Raw genomic sequence first — 17423 nt, 5'->3', positions numbered from 1 at the left:
CTTGAATGTCCTTGAACGGTATCGAATAATCCGAATTTGGTGTGATTGATTTGGAAGTTTATTTGGAATCGAGGTCGCGGCCAGCACCGTGCGCGGCGTCGTACAGGGCCAGCGCGTCGGGTGTGCCGGCGGGCAGCGTGGCCTGCACGTTGGCATCGTGGCGCAGGGCGAAGAAGGTGAGCAGCAGCTGTCGCTGCAGGCCGAACATCTGGCGCTCCTGCTCGGGGGTCACGTGGTCATAGCCGAGCAGGTGCAGGATGCCGTGGATGGTGAGCAATAACATCTCCTGCATGGTGCTGTGTCCAGCTGCGGCAGCCTGTTGGGCAGCGACCCACGGGCAGATGACGATGTCGCCGAGCACTCCTTCCATCACGGTTTTGCCGTCGCCAGGGCGCAGCTCGTCCATCGGGAAGCTCATCACGTCGGTCGGGCCTTCGAGGTTCATCCAACGCATGTGCAGTTCGGCGATGGGATCGGGATCCACGAACATGATGGTCAGGTCGGACTGGGTGCTCACGCGCATCTGGTCGAGTACCCAAATACCCAAATCGGAGAAGACCTTGGGGTCGATGACCCACTGGGTTTCATTGGTGACGTCAACGCTCATCGTATGTCTCACTTTGGTTGGTTGAATCCGCTTGCTGGCGGGCATCGAAGTCGGTATGGTTGCGGCGGCCCTTGCGTTCGATGTCGCGGTGGTCGCCGGCGATGGCGGAGTGACGGTCGTAGGCGGCCACGATCTGGCCGACCAGCTGGTGACGTACCACGTCCTCGGTTTTGAGATGCACGAATGCGATGTCGTTGATGCCGCCCAGGATGCGTTCGATGGTGGCCAGTCCCGAGCGCGGCACGGTCAGGTCCACCTGCGAGATATCGCCGGTGATGACCATCGTGGTGTTGAAGCCCAGACGGGTCAGGAACATCTTCATCTGCTGTTCGGTGGTGTTCTGAGCCTCGTCGAGGATCACGAACGCGTCGTTCAGCGTACGGCCGCGCATGTAGGCGAGCGGCGCCACTTCGATGGAGCCGTCGTCCATGTACCGCTTGAGCTGGTCGGCGCCGAGCATGTCACCAAGCGCGTCGTACAGCGGGCGCAGATACGGGTCAACCTTGTCGTTCAGCGTGCCGGGCAGAAAGCCGAGGCTTTCGCCGGCCTCCACGGCCGGGCGCGTGAGGATGATGCGGCGAATCTGCTTGTCCTGGAAGGCACGCACAGCCTTGGCCACGGCCAGATACGTCTTGCCAGTGCCTGCGGGACCAATGCCGAAGGTGATGGTGTGCGATTCGATGGCGTTCACGTAGGCCACTTGTCCGGCGGTTTTCGCACGGACCGGTACGCCGGCAGCAAAGGTGATGACGCCGGGAACCGTGGGCTTGCGGTACGTCGGGTCGTGGGAGCCGGCAGAACGTGCATGGGCGCGTTCGTTTGAGGTCGATTGCGCCAGTTTGTCACGCACCGGGCCGTGACCAGGATGTTCGAGGCGCACGTGGTTCTTGAGCACGTTCTGGTCGAGCATGCGACGCACGGTGTCGGCGTCCATAGGCGCGGTGTAGGCGGCTTGGATGATGGAGTTGACCAAATCCTCGGCCTGTGCGGCTTGAGCTTCGGTCTGCTTGGAGCGGGAGACAATCGCCACGCGGTTGCCGCGCACGATAATCGTCAGGTCCGGAAAGGCGCGCTCCACCTCGCGAATGACCTCGTCAACCGGGCCAAGCACGGCGACGGGGTCAAGTTGGGGCGGGATGGTGATGGTACGTGTAGTCGTTGCCACGAAGCGGATATCCCCTACTACTCGTCGAGCTTTTCGCCGGTCATCACGTGCGCGTGCACGTGGAAGACGGTCTGGCCGGCGTCGAGACCGGTGTTGAACACCAGTCGGTAGGCGCCGTGAAATTCCTTGTCGGCGATGTTCTGCGCGATGGAGACGATGTGGGCCAGCTCGGTCGGGTCATCGGCGGCAAGTTCGGCGACGTTGGCGTAGTGCTTCTTGGGCACCACAAGCACGTGGACCTTGGCCTTGGGATTGATGTCGTTGAATGCGTAGGTCGTCTCGTCCTCGTAGACCTTGCTGCCGGGAATCTGCCCTGCGATGATCTTGCAGAACAGGCAATCGTCGGATTCGCTCATCATGCTCCTTGGTTTGATGTTGCTACGCACCAGCTTAGCGCGTGGGCGTTACTCGTAACGTCCCAACACCCGAGACAACAGCGACAACGCTACAGGACCGGCCGTCGCGGCTCTCAGAATATTGCGCCCCAGTACGCAGCTCACCGCTCCGGCCTTGACGAAATCAGCTACCTCCTGCTCACTGATGCCGCCCTCAGGCCCAACCACCACACTGACAGTCCGCGGCCGGCCGTCCTGGAGCGTGCGTTCCACCAACTGCGCAACCTTCTCCTCCACGCCGGACCACGTATCGGTAGCATCCTGATGCAGCACAATCACCACATCGCCATGCACGCAGGCCCTGCGGCAGATGGCCACGACCTCTTTGCTGGACGCGCACGCCTCCAATTGCGGCTTAAAGGCGCGCCGCGACTGCTCGGTGGCGGCATCCAGTACCGAATTCCACTTCTTGTCTGTACGGCCGACCTTCCACTTGGCAATGGATCGGTCCGCCTGCCATGGCACCACTTGGTCGACGCCGATCTGCGTAGCCATATCGATGGCCTGCTCATCATGGCCGGTTTTCGCCAATGCCTGAATCAGCGCCAAACGGGTGAGCTGCTCGGGTTCGCGCCCCACTTCCACGACTTCAGCCAGTCCGGCTTCAGGATCGGCCATCACTGCCTGGATTCTCAAGCCGTTGCCGTCGGAAAGTTGCAGGCTGTCCCCTGCCTTGAGTCGCATGGCCTGCACGGCATGGCGCTTGATGTGAGCGGGCAGGGTTAGCTTCCAGCCGGCGTGGAGTTCGTCGCTGTTCACCGGGACGTCGTCGACCTGCGGGTCGAAAAGAAAAAGGGCATCAGTCATGACTCCAAGGCTACACGCGACACGCCGGGCACACGCGCGAATTGCATCCCTGTAATTTCATGCTAAGCTATTTACTCGTTGTCCAAACGACACCTGCCCGGGTGGCGGAATGGTAGACGCGCTAGCTTGAGGTGCTAGTGCCTATTTTATACGGGCGTACGGGTTCAAGTCCCGTCTCGGGCACAGATAAACCCCTTGCATTGCAAGGGGTTTTTCGTTATCTGCACACACGAAAGGCCACCAATGCAGTTCATCACGCTGGACACCGTTGACGACCCGCGCGTCGAAGCGTATGTGAGCCTCACCGAAATGCAGTTGCGCAATCGCTTGGAACCAGCCAAGGGCGTGTTCATCGCCGAGTCCCCCAAAGTCATCGACCGCGCGCTGGCCGCTGACCGCGAACCACTGTCACTGCTGGTCGAGGAACCTTGGCTGGAGGGCATGAAAGACACCTTCGACTTCATCGACGGGCGCTGGGGCGCGGACATTCCCGTCTACGTGGCCTCACCTGAGCAGCTCAAGCGACTGACCGGCTATTGTCTGCATCGCGGCGCCCTATGCGCGATGAGACGCTGGCCGCTGCCCTCCGTAGCCGAGGTCTGCAGGAGTGCCCGCCGCGTGGCAGTAATGGAAAACATCGTGGACCACACCAATGTGGGCGCACTGATGCGTTCGGCGGCCGCGCTCGATGTGGATGCCGTGCTGGTCACGCCCTCCTGCGGTGATCCGCTGTACCGACGAGCCGCTCGTGTGTCGATGGGCACCGTATTCCAGATTCCGTGGACCCGTATCACCGGGTTCAACGACGACGGTACCGAAAACAAACATTACTGGCCGTTCCAGGGCATCGACGAGTTGAAGTCGCTGGGCTTCACCACCGTGGCCATGGCATTGGAGGATCGTTCGATTTCGTTGGACGAACTGACACGCCGTCTGCACGCGCCTGACGAAGATCCGACGCATATCGACAAGCTCGCGCTGATCTTCGGCACCGAGGGCGACGGCCTGTCCCACCATACGATTGCCCGCGCCGATTTGACCGTGAAGATTCCGATGGGTCACGGCGTGGATAGTCTGAACGTGGCGGCATCCAGCGCAGTGGCGTTCTACGCGACACGCTAAGGAATCGCACGCGCTCCTAAAAGGCCGAATCCTTAACAAATCCGCGAAACTGTTCATCGCAAGTTCACGGCACGCGGGTGGCAAAAGCCTTGCATGTTCGATTTTTTCTGCAATTATTAACTATGTAAACCGAATGCAAGGAAGCATCCGGCCCAGTAGTGCGGTGTCGAAAGACGCTCAGTAACAGAGAGGACAGTTACGATGGCCAAGAACCCCAAGATTCTGTCGATTGTGCTTGCAGGTGGTGAGGGGACCCGCCTGATGCCGTTAACCCGCGATCGCGCGAAGCCCGCCGTTCCCTTCGGTGGTGTGTATCGTCTGATCGATTTCCCGTTGAGCAATCTGGTGAACTCCGGGTACCGTCAGGTCGTGGTGCTCACCCAGTACAAGTCTCACTCGCTTGACCGCCACATCTCCCAGGTCTGGCGTTTCTCCCCGCTGCTTGGTTCGTACGTCTCCCCTGTGCCCGCGCAGCAGCGTCTCGGCAAGCATTGGTATCTCGGCTCCGCCGACGCCATCTACCAGACCATTAACATCATCGAGGATGTCCAGCCGGACATCGTGGTGATTGTGGGTGCCGACCACGTCTACCGCATGGACTTCGAACAGATGGTTCAGCAACACATCGAGTCCGGTGCTGAGTTCACCGTGGCCGGTATCCGCCAGCCCATCGAGGAATCGAACCAGTTCGGTGTGATTGAGGTCGATCACGATCACCCGAACATGATCAAGAACTTCCAAGAGAAGCCGGCCACCACCACCGGTCTGCCGGACAATCCGAACCAGATTCTGGCTTCCATGGGTAACTACGTTGCCAACACCAAGGCCCTGTTCGAGGCTCTGTCTCTCGATGAGAAGGCTGCCGACACCAAGCACGACATGGGCGGCGACATCGCCCCGTACTTCGCTTCTCGCAACGAGGCCGGCGTCTACGACTTCAACTCGAACGAGATTCCAGGCTCCACGGCCACTGATCACGCTTACTGGCGCGACGTCGGTACGATTAAGCAGTTCTACGATGCACACATGGATCTGATCGCCTATGTGCCCGAGTTCAACCTATACAACCAGGATTGGCCGATTTACACGATGTCCGGCAACCTGCCGCCAGCCAAGTTCGTGCACGCGGGCCGCGACCGTCTGGGCCACGCCACCGATTCAATCGTCTCCCCCGGTGTGATCGTCTCCGGCGGTGAAGTGCACCACTCCGTGCTCTCCCCCAATGTGCGTATCCATTCGTGGGCACAGATTGTCGATTCCGTGCTGTTCGACGGTGTGATCATCAACCGCCGTGCCCGCGTGTACAAGGCAATTCTTGACAAGAATGTGGTGCTCACCGAAAACTCCACTGTCGGCATCGATACCGAGCACGATCTGGCCCGCGGCTTCACTGTCACGCCAGACGGCATCACGGTTGTCCCGAAGAACACCATCGTCGATGACTGATTGACCAGTCCAGACATGGAAAAGCCCCGTATCATGCGGGGCTTTTCTCGTATAGAGCTCCCTCATCAGAGGGAGCTTACTAAGCGCTATCAGTACTTTGGCACGTTGTCGAAGTTGAAGCCTAGGGCGGCGAGCTGGTCGCGGCCTTCGGGTGTGATGCGCTCCATGGTCCAGCGCGGGTCCCACGTCCAGTCGATGCGGAACTCCTCGACCAGACCGGCCAGTGTGGAGGCGCATTCGTCCTCGATAAGGTCGGTCAGCGGGCAGGCCGGCGTGGTCAGCGTCATCGTAATAATGGCGCGGCCTAGCTCATCGATCTCAATGCCGTAGACCAGACCCAAATCGATCACGTCGATGCCAAGCTCCGGGTCAATCACCTGATGCAGTGCCTCGCGCACGTCTTCGGCAGTGGCGCGGCCGATATCGTCAATCGCCTTGATCGGAATCTCGCTGCCATCGGACTGTTCGTCATCCCGGCAACCGCATCTGCCGTGGTGACCGCCACACGCACAGGTGTCATCGCCGGACGCAGCAGAGTGCTCGATCGGGCGTCCGTTCGGGAAGCCCTTGGCCAAGGCCGGGTTGGCCATCACGCGGCGAGCGGCCTCCTCGTCCTGCAGGACGCCGTTGACGGCATCGAAAACGGACGGCTGTGGTTCGGGAACCAAATTATCGTTGGACATATTTCCTCAGTTCTTTGCAGCGAGGGCTTTGGCGATGGAATCCTTCAGCCCTTCCCAGCCTAGCAGAGCGCATTTGATGCGCATAGGGTATTTCGACACTCCTTGGAATACCACGGCGTCGCCGAGCTTTTCTTCCAGGTTATCGTCGTCCAGACCGGCACCGCGCGATTCCATCAGCTTGTGGAATGTCTGTTCCAGATCCATGGCCTCGTCCACGGTTTTGCCGTCCACCAGATCGACCATCACCGACAGGCTGGCCTGCGAAATGGAGCAGCCGTGGCCGTCCCATACCAATCGCTTGATGGTGTGCGGTTCGTCATCGGAGACTTCGACATGGATGGTCGCCTCGTCGCCGCAGGTCGGGTTGAACTGGTGCGATTCACCGGGCGTGCAGTATTCGTGGCTGGCTTGTACGGTGACATTGGCCGCTGCGTCCGCGGACTGTTCGACCGCTGCGTTGGGAGCAAAGGATTCCTTGCCATGCGGATGTTTCGACGCCTCGAGGATGACCTCTTGGTACATCTGTTCGAGGTCATCCCCGCTCATACCAAATTCGTTCATGGTGTTCTGTTTTACTCCACTCCAAAGAACTTACGGATGCCCTTGGCCGCTTCGACCAATGCTTGGGCGTCTTCGACCGAATTGTAGACACCGGAGGAGGCACGGTTGGATGCGTATAGGCCGAAGTGGCGGTGTACCGGCTGGGCGCAGTGGTGCCCCACGCGAATCGCGATGCCCTGGGCGTCGATGAACTGGCCCACATCGTGCGGGTGCACGCCGGCCACGTCGAACGCCACGGTGCCGATGCGGTCCACGTTTTCGCGCGGTCCGAGGATACGAATGCCATCGATGTCGCCGAGCTTCAGCAGTTCGGCGGCGATGGTCTTCTCATGGGCTTCGATGTTCTCAAGACCGATGTTCATCATCCATTCGGCGGCGACGCCTGCGGCCACCACTTGGGCGACCGGCTGGGTGCCGGCCTCGAAACGGGCCGGAGGGGCCATGTATTGGGCCTCGTGGTCCATGTAGGCGAGCTCGACCATGGAGCCGCCGAAGTTGGCCGGCGGCAGGGCTTCGAGCAGTTCGCGCTTACCGTACAGGAAGCCGACGCCGGTAGGACCGTACATCTTGTGCGCGCTCCAGGCGGCGAAGTCCACATCAAGCGCGTGGAAATCGACCTTGAGGTGCGGTACGGACTGGCACGCGTCCAAGATGAAGATCGAACCTACTTCATGCGCACGCTTGATGATAGGGGCGATGTTGGTGATGGCACCCGTGGTGTTGCCCACGTGGGTGACGGCCACGACCTTGGTGCGTTCGGTGATGACTTCGTCGAGGTTGTCCGTGCGAACACGGCCGTCCTCGGTCAGGTCGATCCACTTGAAGGTGGCACCGGTACGGTAGGCCAGCTCCTGGAATGGCAGCAGCACCGAATGATGTTCCGCACGCGAGACGACGATCTCATCGCCCGGCTTCAGGGCAAAACGCTTGGCGGCTTCTCCCCCACGACCCAGCGATGCATTGCCGAATGCGGTGGCGAGCAGGTTCAGTCCGGCCGTGGCACCACCGGTGACGACGATCTCTTCTTCGCCTTCCGCTGCATTCGCGCCGACCAGCTTGGCGACCTTGGCACGGGCCTCTTCGAAAGCCATGGTACTACGGGCCGCCAGCTCGTGGGCACCGCGGTGCACGCCGGCGTTGATCGTACGGTAGAAGTTCGCCTCGGCGTCGATCACCACATTCGGCTTCTGCGAGGTGGCCGCAGAGTCCAGGTACACGAGCGGGTGCCCGTGAATCTCCTGATTCAGAATCGGGAACTCGCCCCGAATCTCCTTAAAATCAACCATTATGTTCCCCTACTTACGTAACAATTGTACGAAACGAGTGGGAGTCGGACATGGCCTGTTCGCGACCGTAACGACTTGGCCTGAGCGGCCCGGAGCGTGTCGAGAATAGGGCATGTCAGGCGCTCCCACGGTCACGGACTCAGGCCAGCGCGGACTCGGAATCAGCACCCTCGGGCAGGTACTGGTCGTAGCCGTTCTCTTCGAGTTCGTCGGCCAGCTCAGGGCCGCCGGTCTTGACGAAGTGGCCGTCGGCGAACACGTGCACGATGTCCGGCTTGATGTACTTCAAGATACGGGTGTAGTGCGTGACCATGAGGATGCCGAACTGGTTGGCTTCCTTGGCACGGTTCACGCCTTCGGACACGATACGCAGGGCGTCCACGTCCAAGCCGGAGTCGGTTTCGTCAAGGATGGCAAACTTCGGCTTCAGCAGTTCGAGCTGCAGCACTTCGGCGCGCTTCTTTTCACCGCCGGAGAAGCCTTCATTCACGGAACGGGAGGCGAACTTCGGGTCCATCTTGAGGCGCTTCATGGCTGCGGACAGGTCCTTGGCCCACTGGCGAATACCGGGAGCCTCGCCGTCGATTTCGGTCTTGGCGGTGCGCAAGAAGTTGGTCATGGACACGCCCGGTACTTCGACCGGGTATTGCATGGCCAGGAACAGGCCGGCCTTGGCGCGCTCGTCCGGAGTCATCTTGAGGATGTCCTTGCCGTCGAGGAGGGCCTCGCCGGAGTCGACCACGTACTTGGGGTGGCCGGCCAACGTGTAGGCGAGAGTGGACTTGCCGGAACCGTTGGGGCCCATGATGGCGTGGGTTTCGCCGGAGTGGACGGTCAGGGTGGCACCCTTCAGGATCGGCTTGATGCCTTCCTTGGTTTCGACGTGGACGTGCAGGTCCTTGATTTCGAGTGTTGACATTGTTGTGCTCCTAAAAATGCTGTTCTTACTTGTCTTCGAGGACCTGTGCCATGGCGTCGTTTTCGCCACGGGCCAGTCGGCGGTCAATCACGGTCATCAGATGTTCGGAGATGGCGGGAATGCCGATCTCCTCGACGAGTTCGCCGAAGAAGCCGCGCACAACGAGCTTGCGGGCGTCGGTTTCGGGGATGCCGCGGGATTCGAGGTAGAACAGTTCCTCGTCGTCGAAGCGGCCCACCGAAGAGGCGTGACCGGCACCGATGATGTTGCCGTTTTCGATTTCGAGGTTCGGCTCGGAATCGGCGATGGCACCCGGGGTCAGGACCAGGTTGCGGTTGAGCTCGTAGGAGTCGGTGCCGGGGGCGGCGGGCTGGATGAGCGCGTTGCCCACCCAAGTGGAGTGCGCGCCCTTGCCGTCAAGCGCGCCCTTGTAGACCACGCGGGACTTGCAGTCGGGCTGGTTGTGTACCACCATCGTGCGGTGTTCGATGTGCTCGCCGGGGTCCACGAAGTAGATGCCGAGCATGTTGAGGTCGCCTTGTTCGCCGCCGAAGTCCTGATCCATGCGGATGCGGACGATGTCGCCGCCCAAGGTCACGACGGAGTGGCGCAGGGATGCGCCTTCGCCGACGTGGATGCGGTGGTTGGCCACATGCTTGGCGGTTTTGGCCCATTCCTGAACGAACGTGGTGGAGACGTGCGAGTCCTTGCCGGTGGTGATTTCCACGCCTTCGGCCAGTCGTGCGTCACCGTCGTGTTCCACGACGACGTCCGCATGAGCCTTGTCGGCGGCGGCGATCACCAGATGGAAAGCGTCGAGGTCCTCCCCCGCGCCGTGCACCTTGACGAGCACGGGCTGGGCGATCTCACCGGACAGTTCCAGAATGGTTGCGGTGTGGCCGGATTCCCATTCGACTGCGGAGACGCGGTCGTTGGGCTTGGACACAGTGCCGGACAGGCCCTCACCGAGCTTGATCTGGCTGAGCTTCACGCCTTCGGCCAACGGCGAGCCGTCAATCATGGAGACTTCGATCTGCGTTTCGCCGGAAGGCTTGAACACGGTGAAGAACTCGTTGATGCGCTCGATAGGCGTGTAGCGCCATTCGTCCTGCTTGCGGCTGGGCTCCGGGTAGTCGCCTGCGTTGAACGAACGCACGGCATGGTCCACGGAGGACGGCATGGCGGCCGGAATCGCGTACGGGTCGTTGGGGTCGGCGACCGGAATCTTGATTTCCTTGACGGGTGTTGTGTTGTCGGTCATCGGAATCAGCCCACCGATCCTTCCATCTGAAGTTCCACAAGTCTGTTGAGTTCAAGCGCGTATTCCATCGGCAGCTCGCGGCTGATCGGTTCGACGAAGCCGCGCACGATCATGCCTCGCGCCTCTTCCTCCGTGAGTCCTCGGCTCATCAGGTAGAAGAGCTGGTCTTCGGAGATCTTGGAAACGGTGGCTTCGTGGGCCATCGAAACGTCGTCTTCGCGAACGTCGACGTGCGGGTAGGTATCGGAGCGGGAGAAGTCGTCGACCAGCAGGGCATCGCACACGGTCGAGTTGGACGAACCGTACGCGCCCTTGACGATTTTGACCAGACCGCGGTAGGCGGAGCGGCCGCCGCCGCGCGAGATGGACTTGGCGACGATGGTGGAGCTGGTGTGCGGGGCGAGGTGAATCATCTTCGCGCCCGTGTCCTGGTACTGGCCCTTGCCGGCGAAGCCGAGGGACATGGTGGATGCCTTGGCGTACGGTTCGGCGAGGATGCAGGCCGGGTACTTCATGGTGGCCTTGGAACCGATGTTGCCGTCCACCCACTCCATCGTGCCGCCCTCACGCACGTAGGCACGCTGGGTGACGAGGTTGTAGACGTTGTTCGACCAGTTCTGCACGGTGGTGTAGCGCACGCGGGCGTGCTTCTCGACGATGATCTCGACGATGGCGGCGTGCAGCGAGTCCTCGGACCAGATCGGGGCGGTGCAGCCTTCCACGTAGTGCACGTAGGAGCCTTCGTCCGCGATGATCAGCGTACGTTCGAACTGACCCATGGCCGGGGTGTTGATGCGGAAGTATGCCTGCAACGGGATGTCCACGTGCACGCCCTTCGGCACGTATACGAACGAGCCGCCGGACCATGCCGCGGTGTTGAGGGCGCCGAACTTGTTGTCCTCAGGGGGCACGACGGTGCCGAAGTACTTCTTGACGAGTTCAGGGTATTCGCGCACAGCGGTGTCCGTGTCGACGAAGATCACACCCTGCTTCTTCAGGTCCTCACGAATGGAGTTGTAGATCACCTCGGACTCGTACTGGGCAGCCACGCCGGAGACGAGGCGGTTCTTCTCCGCCTCCGGGATGCCAAGGCGATCGTAGGTGTTGCGGATGTCGTCCGGCAGCTCCTCCCACGACTTCGCCTGCTTCTCGATCGGCTTGACGTAGTACTTGAAGTCGTCGGCGTTGAAGCCGGAGAGATCCACACCCCAATCGGGCATGGGCTTTTCGAGGAACGCCTTGAATCCACGCAGACGCATGTCGAGCATCCACTGCGGCTCGCCTTTGTCGGCGCTGATCGCGCGTACGACGTTCTCATCAATGCCTCGTTTTGCGGCTTCGCCGGCGGCATCAGAATCATGCCAACCATAGTTGTAGTCGCCGAACTGGCTGATGATCTCGTCATCCTTCTTGATCTTGTCCTCGTTGACGCGGGTACGATCAGCCACATACTGGCTCATCTCCACGTCAGCGGCGGCGTTTGGTGCTGTGTTTTCGGTCACCATCCTGCCTTCCTTGTATCACACTTAACCCTATGAAAACCTAGCAGAACCCAAGTGCAAACACTAGCTGCCCTGACGCATATTGGCTGTGGGCTTGATTACATGCGGGCGCCATCGGGCCATGCGGCATCACGGATGGCGCCAAACGGCGAAGGCGTGGCGGCGAAGCATCCTGAGATGCCGTGCCGTCACGCCTTCATCGTGCGCGGACCGACCGCGCGGGATCCACGGTCAGCGGGCCGCCTGATGGCCGAGCGCCGCCTTGACCAGACCGGCGAACAGCGGATGCGGCTTGGTCGGGCGGGACTTGAACTCCGGGTGAGCCTGGGTGGCCACATAGAACGGGTGCACGTCCTGCGGCAGTTCCACGAACTCGGTGAGCTCGCCATCCGGGCTCTGGCCAGAGATGCGCAGGCCGCCTTCGCGCAGACGATCCTTGTACGCCACGTTGACTTCGTAACGGTGGCGGTGACGCTCGGTGACATGCGTGGTGCCGTACAGTTCGGCGACCAGCGAGCCTTCCTCCAGCTCAGCCGGGTAGGATCCAAGACGCATGGTGTGGCCCATGTCGCCCTTGCCGGCCACGATGTCCTTCTGCTCTTCCATGGTGGCGATCACCGGGTTGGCGCAATCGGGCTCGAACTCGGAAGAGTTCGCGTCTTCAATGCCCAGCACGTGGCGGGAGTATTCGATGACCATGGACTGCAGGCCCAGGCACAGGCCAAGGGCGGGCAGCTTGGTTTCACGGGCGAACTTCAGGGCGCCGATCTTGCCATCGATGCCGCGGATGCCAAAGCCGCCGGGGATCACGATGCCGTCGACGTTGTCGAGAGCGGCGGCCGCACCTTCGGTGGTTTCGCAACGGTCGGCCGCAACCCACTTGACGTTGACCTTGGCCCAGTTGGCAAAGCCTCCGGCCTTGATGGCCTCGGTGACAGACAGGTAGGCGTCCGGCAGATCGATGTACTTGCCGACGATGGCGATGTTGACTTCATGCTTGGGGTGGTGGACGCGCTCAAGCAGGTCTGCCCATTCATCCCAATCGACATCGTGGAACGGCAGGCCGAGCTCACGCACCACGTAAGCATCAAGGCCCTCTTCGAACAGAATCTTCGGCACATCGTAGATGCTCGGCGCATCCACGCAGTTGACCACGCCTTCGGCATCGACGTCGCACATCAGGGAGATCTTGTCTTTGATGGACTGGTTGAGCGGGCGGTCGGAACGCAGCACGAGGGCGTCCGGGGAGATGCCGAGCTGACGCAGCATCATCACGGAGTGCTGGGTGGGCTTGGTCTTGAGCTCGTGGGCGGCGGAAATGTACGGCACCAGCGAAACGTGCACGAACATGCAGTTGTCCGGGCCGAGATCGCGACGCACTTCGCGGGCGGCCTCAAGGAAGGGCTGGGACTCGATGTCGCCGACAGTACCACCGATCTCGGTGATGATCACATCCACGTCATCGGAAGCCTGGGCGCGCATACGAGACTTGATTTCGTTGGTGATGTGCGGGATGACCTGCACGCACTGGCCGAGGTATTCGCCGGCGCGCTCCTTGCGCAGCACTTCCTGATAGATCTGACCGGTGGTGACGTTGGCCTTCTGACTCAGGAAGACGTCGAGGAAACGCTCGTAGTGGCCGATGTCGAGATCGGTTTCGGCACCGTCTTCGGTCACGTAGACCTCACCATGCTGGAACGGGTTCATGGTGCCCGGGTCGACGTTGATGTACGGATCGAGCTTTTGCTGCAGAACATGGATACCGCGGCTGCGCAGCAAACGACCGAGCGAAGATGCGGTCAGGCCCTTGCCGAGAGAGGAGACAACGCCGCCAGTGACGAAAATATGCTTGGTGACGTGTTCTTGAGAATTACCATGTGTTCTTCTAACCATGGAATTTCACTCTATCATCCGTGTATGACCCGGCGTGTTCATGACGTGGCCGGTGTAGTCGCGCGTAGGCGGCCCGTCTCGTCCTGCCTTGGCCAGCATATGGTCGAATACACGGCGCACTTCAGGTCCATAGGGCGCACCAGGACGAGGATTCTGGTCCGATTCGTCGGAACAGGAATCCCGGGCTCAACGTCGACTGATACCCGGGATTGGCTGGAGGGCTTGGTTCTATTCGCTCAGCAAGTGCGCCACAGCATCGAGCGCGAGCTTGTAGCCGTAGAAACCCATGCCGGTGATGGTGCCGGTGGCCACAGGGCTGATTACGGAACGCTTGCGGAACTCGTCGCGGGCGGACGGGTTGGAAATATGGACTTCCATAAGTGGCAGGTTCTCATCAATGACCATGTGCGCGGCGTCGGCGAGAGCATACGAATAGTGCGTGAAGGCGGCGGGGTTCATGACCACCGGGGTTTTCTCGTCGGCGGCTTGGTGCATCCAGCGCACCATTTCGGCTTCGTCGTCGGTCTGACGCACCTCGACTTCGAGGCCGAGGTCCTTGCCCCATTCGGCGCAGAGCTTGCGCAGGGTGTCGAGGTCTTGACGACCGTAGACGTCGGGCTGGCGGACGCCGAGACGTCCGAGGTTAGGGCCATTGACAACGATGACTTTGGTCATCGGGACTCCTTTTGTTTGTGCTTCTCTCCCTCCGCCTCTTCGGGGCACCTCCCTCATCAGAGGGAGGAAGAAGGTAGATCCGACTCCGGGGCACCTCCGTTAGAGGGGAGCCAAGTACTTTTTTCTGAGGGGATGGCGAACGGCACGGCCTGTGGCCGTTCAATTATTGCTGGATACGATGGAAGGCTTCTTCTACGGCGTCGGCGGGCGGGTTGTCGAGGTGTACGACGTGACCAATCTCGTCAAGGACCACGAAACGCAGTTCGTTGCCACGGGCTTTCTTGTCGCGATGCATCAATGCGAGCACGTCGTCGAACGAGCCGCCATGCCACGACGTCGGCAGACCCAGCGAAGCGAGCAACGAGCGGTGATAGTCAACCAGATCCTGATCGATGTAACCAATCAGATGGGCCAGCTCGGCGGCATACACCATACCGACGGCCACCGCATTGCCATGCCTCCAGCGGAAGTGCTCGAGCTTTTCGATGGCATGGCCCATCGTGTGCCCGTAGTTGAGGAATTCACGAAGACCCTTCTCCTTCAAATCGGAGGAGACGTGGTAGACCTTGACCTTTACCGTGCGCTCAATGAGCTCGGCAACCACGTCTTCGAGCGGCGAGCCAAGGAATGTAGAGCCGTCGAAAGCGCGCAGTTCAGCTGCGTGGTCTTCGAGGATATGCAGGATTTCGGGGTCGCGGATGAAACCGGATTTGGCGACTTCGCCGAGACCCTCAATGAAGATGTCATTGGGCAGCGTAGCCAGCGTCTTGGTGTCGGCCAGCACACCGGCAGGCGTGTAGAACGAGCCGACGAGGTTCTTGCCCTGCGGGGTGTTGATGCCGGTTTTGCCACCGGTGGAGGCATCGACCATGGCCAGCAGCGAGGTCGGGCAGTTTACATAGCGCACGCCGCGCATCCACGTGGCAGCCACGAAACCGGCCAAATCGGTTGCGGCACCGCCGCCAAGCCCCACCACGGCATCGGATCGGGTGAAACCTTCGTTGCCAAGGCGTTCCCAAATGCCGTTGGCCACGGTAATGGTCTTGCCGGGTTCGGCATCCGGAATCACGATGTCGGAAACCTCATAGCCGCCCTGACGCAACAGGGCGCGGGCACGATCGGAGTGTCGCTGCACCGGCTGGGTATGGATAAGCGCGATCTTGGCGGGCTTGGGTCCCAGCACGTCGGCCAGATGGTTCATGGCACCTTCGCCAATGACCACATCATACGGCTCAATTGCCGATCCGGTAACATGCACTGCTCGCTCAGATACCATATCAATCACTTTCTTCGCTGCGCCCTGAGGCGTAAGCCCCCGGGTATGGACATGAACGTTGGCGACCTCGCGGAATACCGGGTCACGCTGCTTGAACAGTTTTTTCCAACGGGAGTTGGCGTTGCCATTGAGCATGGGCCGGCCTCCCCCACGGTTCGCGCGTTCCATGGCTTCCGCCGGATCGGCATCAAGGTAGACCACACGACCGCCATGGTCGATGTAGGAGGCGAGGGCATGCTGGGTGGAGGACGTCATGGGAGCGCCACCGCCCAGCGAAAAGATACCGTCGAAATCCTCAAGCATATCGGCGATGAGATCGGCCTCGACCTCGCGGAATGCCGGCTCACCGTATTCCTCGAAGTAGGAGGGAATCTTCATGCCCACTTCACGTTCGATCTCCACATCGGCATCGGCGAACGGCAGACGCAACATATGCGCCACTTCCTTACCGACACGTGTTTTGCCGGCTCCCATCATGCCGATGATGACGGCGCGGGGGCGTGCGGTCATAATCTACGAATCCTCTCGACGATTAGTGGGTACAGTTGCTGATGGTTCCGCGGCAGTCATCACGAAACCATACGCCCTTCGTTCAGCGCATGTGCTCCGGCCACGAGGCGAGATACGACTCAAGGTTGCGCCGTGTTTCGGCAACACTGTCTCCACCGAACTTATCCAGCGCGTACTTCGCCAAAGTCAGACGCACCATGGCCTCGGCCACCACGGATGCCGCAGGCACGGCGGTGCTGTCGGAACGCTGGTTGATGGCTTGTGCGGATTCGCCGGTCAGCACGTCGACCGTACGCAGGGCCTTGGGGATGGACGGAATCGGCTTCATGGCACCGCGTACGCGAATCACCTGGCCATTGGACATACCGCCTTCAATGCCGCCTGCGCGGTTGGACAGACGGTCGATGCGGCCGTCGGCGTTGACCACGATCTCATCGTGCGCCTGCGAACCGGGGCGGGAGGCTTCCAGGAAGCCGTCGCCGATCTCCACACCCTTGAACGCCTGAATGCCCATAATCGCGGAGGCCAGAGCCGCGTCCAGTCGGCGGTCGGACTCCACATACGTGCCGATGCCGGCAGGCACACCGTAAGCCAGCACTTCAATCACGCCGCCCAACGTATCGGCGGCCTTCTTGGCTTCATTGATGCGTTCGATGATACGGACCTCAGCCTCTTTATCCAACGTACGCACGGGAGAGGCATCCAACGCTTCCAGATCGTCAGGTGTGGGCAACGGCAAATCAGGGTTGGTCTGCACGCCACCGAGCGCCACCACGTGGGCTACGGTGCGGATGCCGAACGCCTGATCCAGGAACTGCTTGGCCACCTCGCCCAAGGCCACACGGGAGGCGGTCTCACGGGCGCTGGAGCGCTCCAGTACCGGGCGGGCGTCGTCAAAACCATACTTGCGCATGCCGGTCAGATCGGCGTGGCCCGGGCGCGGGCGGCTCAGCGGCGCATTGCGGCCTTCGCGCGGCAGGTCATGGTCGAGTGCATCGGCGCTCATGACCTCGGTCCACTTCGGCCATTCGGTGTTGGCGATTTCGATGGCCACCGGCGAGCCGAGGGTCAGGCCGTGGCGTACACCGGTCAGCAGACGGACCTTGTCTTGCTCGAACTTCATGCGGGCACCACGGCCATATCCAAGTCGACGGCGTGCCAGTGCGGAAACGATATCGTCCGTGCTAATGCGCACGCCGGCCGGCAACCCTTCAATCATGGCCACCAATGCTTCTCCGTGAGACTCCCCTGCCGTCTGCCAACGCAGCATAACTTCCCTCGTTTCATGTGTGTACGTCTATGAGTACGTCTAACT

The 17423-nt window shown here is 61.0% G+C and carries 16 protein-coding genes and 1 tRNA gene; 3 read left to right on the top strand and 14 right to left on the bottom strand.

The window, feature by feature from the left end; translation table 11 throughout:
* Positions 1-58: 58 nt before the first annotated feature.
* The 4 genes from ybeY to FYJ31_RS11780 are packed head-to-tail and all read right to left on the bottom strand — an operon-like array spanning position 59 to position 2974.
* The gene (gene ybeY, locus FYJ31_RS11795) at positions 59-607 is read right to left on the bottom strand and encodes an rRNA maturation RNase YbeY (protein ID WP_007052156.1); all 549 of its coding nucleotides are present in this window, start codon (positions 605-607) and stop codon (positions 59-61) included.
* Entirely contained in the window at positions 597-1772 is a 1176-nt protein-coding gene (locus FYJ31_RS11790; RefSeq protein WP_326831214.1) for a PhoH family protein, read from the bottom strand. The genes ybeY and FYJ31_RS11790 overlap by 11 nt, the downstream gene beginning before the upstream one ends.
* A 17-nt stretch (positions 1773-1789) precedes the next feature.
* Positions 1790-2128 (bottom strand): histidine triad nucleotide-binding protein, encoded by a 339-nt coding sequence (locus FYJ31_RS11785; RefSeq protein WP_032743702.1) that lies wholly within the window; start codon positions 2126-2128, stop codon positions 1790-1792.
* A gap of 48 nt (positions 2129-2176) precedes the next feature.
* A complete protein-coding gene (locus tag FYJ31_RS11780; RefSeq protein WP_065472101.1) occupies positions 2177-2974 on the bottom strand; it encodes a 16S rRNA (uracil(1498)-N(3))-methyltransferase in 798 nt (265 codons plus the stop codon).
* A 95-nt stretch (positions 2975-3069) separates the two neighbouring features.
* Between FYJ31_RS11780 and FYJ31_RS11775 the strand changes: the two genes are divergently transcribed.
* The 3 genes from FYJ31_RS11775 to glgC all read left to right on the top strand — a co-directional run bounded on the left by FYJ31_RS11775 (position 3070) and on the right by glgC (position 5542).
* Positions 3070-3157 (top strand) — tRNA-Leu (locus FYJ31_RS11775).
* Positions 3158-3217: 60 nt separating this feature from the next.
* The gene (locus FYJ31_RS11770) at positions 3218-4096 is read left to right on the top strand and encodes a TrmH family RNA methyltransferase (protein ID WP_154536752.1); all 879 of its coding nucleotides are present in this window, start codon (positions 3218-3220) and stop codon (positions 4094-4096) included.
* A 201-nt stretch (positions 4097-4297) separates the two neighbouring features.
* Positions 4298-5542 carry a glucose-1-phosphate adenylyltransferase gene (gene glgC, locus FYJ31_RS11765; RefSeq protein WP_032683911.1) on the top strand — a complete coding sequence of 415 codons (1245 nt, stop codon included), beginning with the start codon at positions 4298-4300 and terminating at the stop codon, positions 5540-5542.
* Between the two features lie 89 nt (positions 5543-5631).
* Here the strand turns inward: glgC and FYJ31_RS11760 are convergent, their stop codons facing one another.
* The 10 genes from FYJ31_RS11760 to aroC all read right to left on the bottom strand — a co-directional run bounded on the left by FYJ31_RS11760 (position 5632) and on the right by aroC (position 17378).
* Positions 5632-6225: a metal-sulfur cluster assembly factor gene (locus FYJ31_RS11760; RefSeq protein WP_154536751.1), complete on the bottom strand. Its 594-nt coding sequence runs from the start codon at positions 6223-6225 to the stop codon at positions 5632-5634.
* A gap of 6 nt (positions 6226-6231) precedes the next feature.
* Complete coding sequence (gene sufU / locus FYJ31_RS11755; protein WP_195839504.1) at positions 6232-6786, bottom strand: Fe-S cluster assembly sulfur transfer protein SufU; 555 nt, start codon at positions 6784-6786, stop codon at positions 6232-6234.
* Positions 6787-6797: 11 nt separating this feature from the next.
* Positions 6798-8072 carry a cysteine desulfurase gene (locus FYJ31_RS11750; RefSeq protein WP_154536749.1) on the bottom strand — a complete coding sequence of 425 codons (1275 nt, stop codon included), beginning with the start codon at positions 8070-8072 and terminating at the stop codon, positions 6798-6800.
* A gap of 139 nt (positions 8073-8211) precedes the next feature.
* Entirely contained in the window at positions 8212-8991 is a 780-nt protein-coding gene (gene sufC, locus FYJ31_RS11745; RefSeq protein WP_012577907.1) for a Fe-S cluster assembly ATPase SufC, read from the bottom strand.
* Between the two features lie 25 nt (positions 8992-9016).
* Positions 9017-10252 carry a Fe-S cluster assembly protein SufD gene (sufD, locus tag FYJ31_RS11740; RefSeq protein ID WP_154536748.1) on the bottom strand — a complete coding sequence of 412 codons (1236 nt, stop codon included), beginning with the start codon at positions 10250-10252 and terminating at the stop codon, positions 9017-9019.
* Positions 10253-10257: 5 nt separating this feature from the next.
* The gene (gene sufB / locus FYJ31_RS11735) at positions 10258-11757 is read right to left on the bottom strand and encodes a Fe-S cluster assembly protein SufB (protein WP_012577909.1); all 1500 of its coding nucleotides are present in this window, start codon (positions 11755-11757) and stop codon (positions 10258-10260) included.
* 228 nt (positions 11758-11985) lie between these two features.
* Positions 11986-13647 carry a CTP synthase gene (locus FYJ31_RS11730; RefSeq protein ID WP_014484975.1) on the bottom strand — a complete coding sequence of 554 codons (1662 nt, stop codon included), beginning with the start codon at positions 13645-13647 and terminating at the stop codon, positions 11986-11988.
* 228 nt (positions 13648-13875) lie between these two features.
* Positions 13876-14322 (bottom strand): type II 3-dehydroquinate dehydratase, encoded by a 447-nt coding sequence (aroQ, locus tag FYJ31_RS11725; protein WP_012577911.1) that lies wholly within the window; start codon positions 14320-14322, stop codon positions 13876-13878.
* Between the two features lie 163 nt (positions 14323-14485).
* Positions 14486-16108 carry a bifunctional shikimate kinase/3-dehydroquinate synthase gene (locus FYJ31_RS11720; protein ID WP_154536747.1) on the bottom strand — a complete coding sequence of 541 codons (1623 nt, stop codon included), beginning with the start codon at positions 16106-16108 and terminating at the stop codon, positions 14486-14488.
* Positions 16109-16190: 82 nt separating this feature from the next.
* Positions 16191-17378, bottom strand: coding sequence for a chorismate synthase (gene aroC / locus FYJ31_RS11715; protein ID WP_023658228.1), 1188 nt, complete (start codon positions 17376-17378; stop codon positions 16191-16193).
* Positions 17379-17423 lie beyond the last annotated feature (45 nt).

Source organism: Bifidobacterium sp. WCA-178-WT-4B (assembly GCF_009696495.1).
In the GTDB taxonomy this organism is placed as follows: Bacteria; Actinomycetota; Actinomycetes; order Actinomycetales; family Bifidobacteriaceae; genus Bifidobacterium; species Bifidobacterium infantis.
This window is presented reverse-complemented; position numbering and strand designations above follow the sequence as displayed.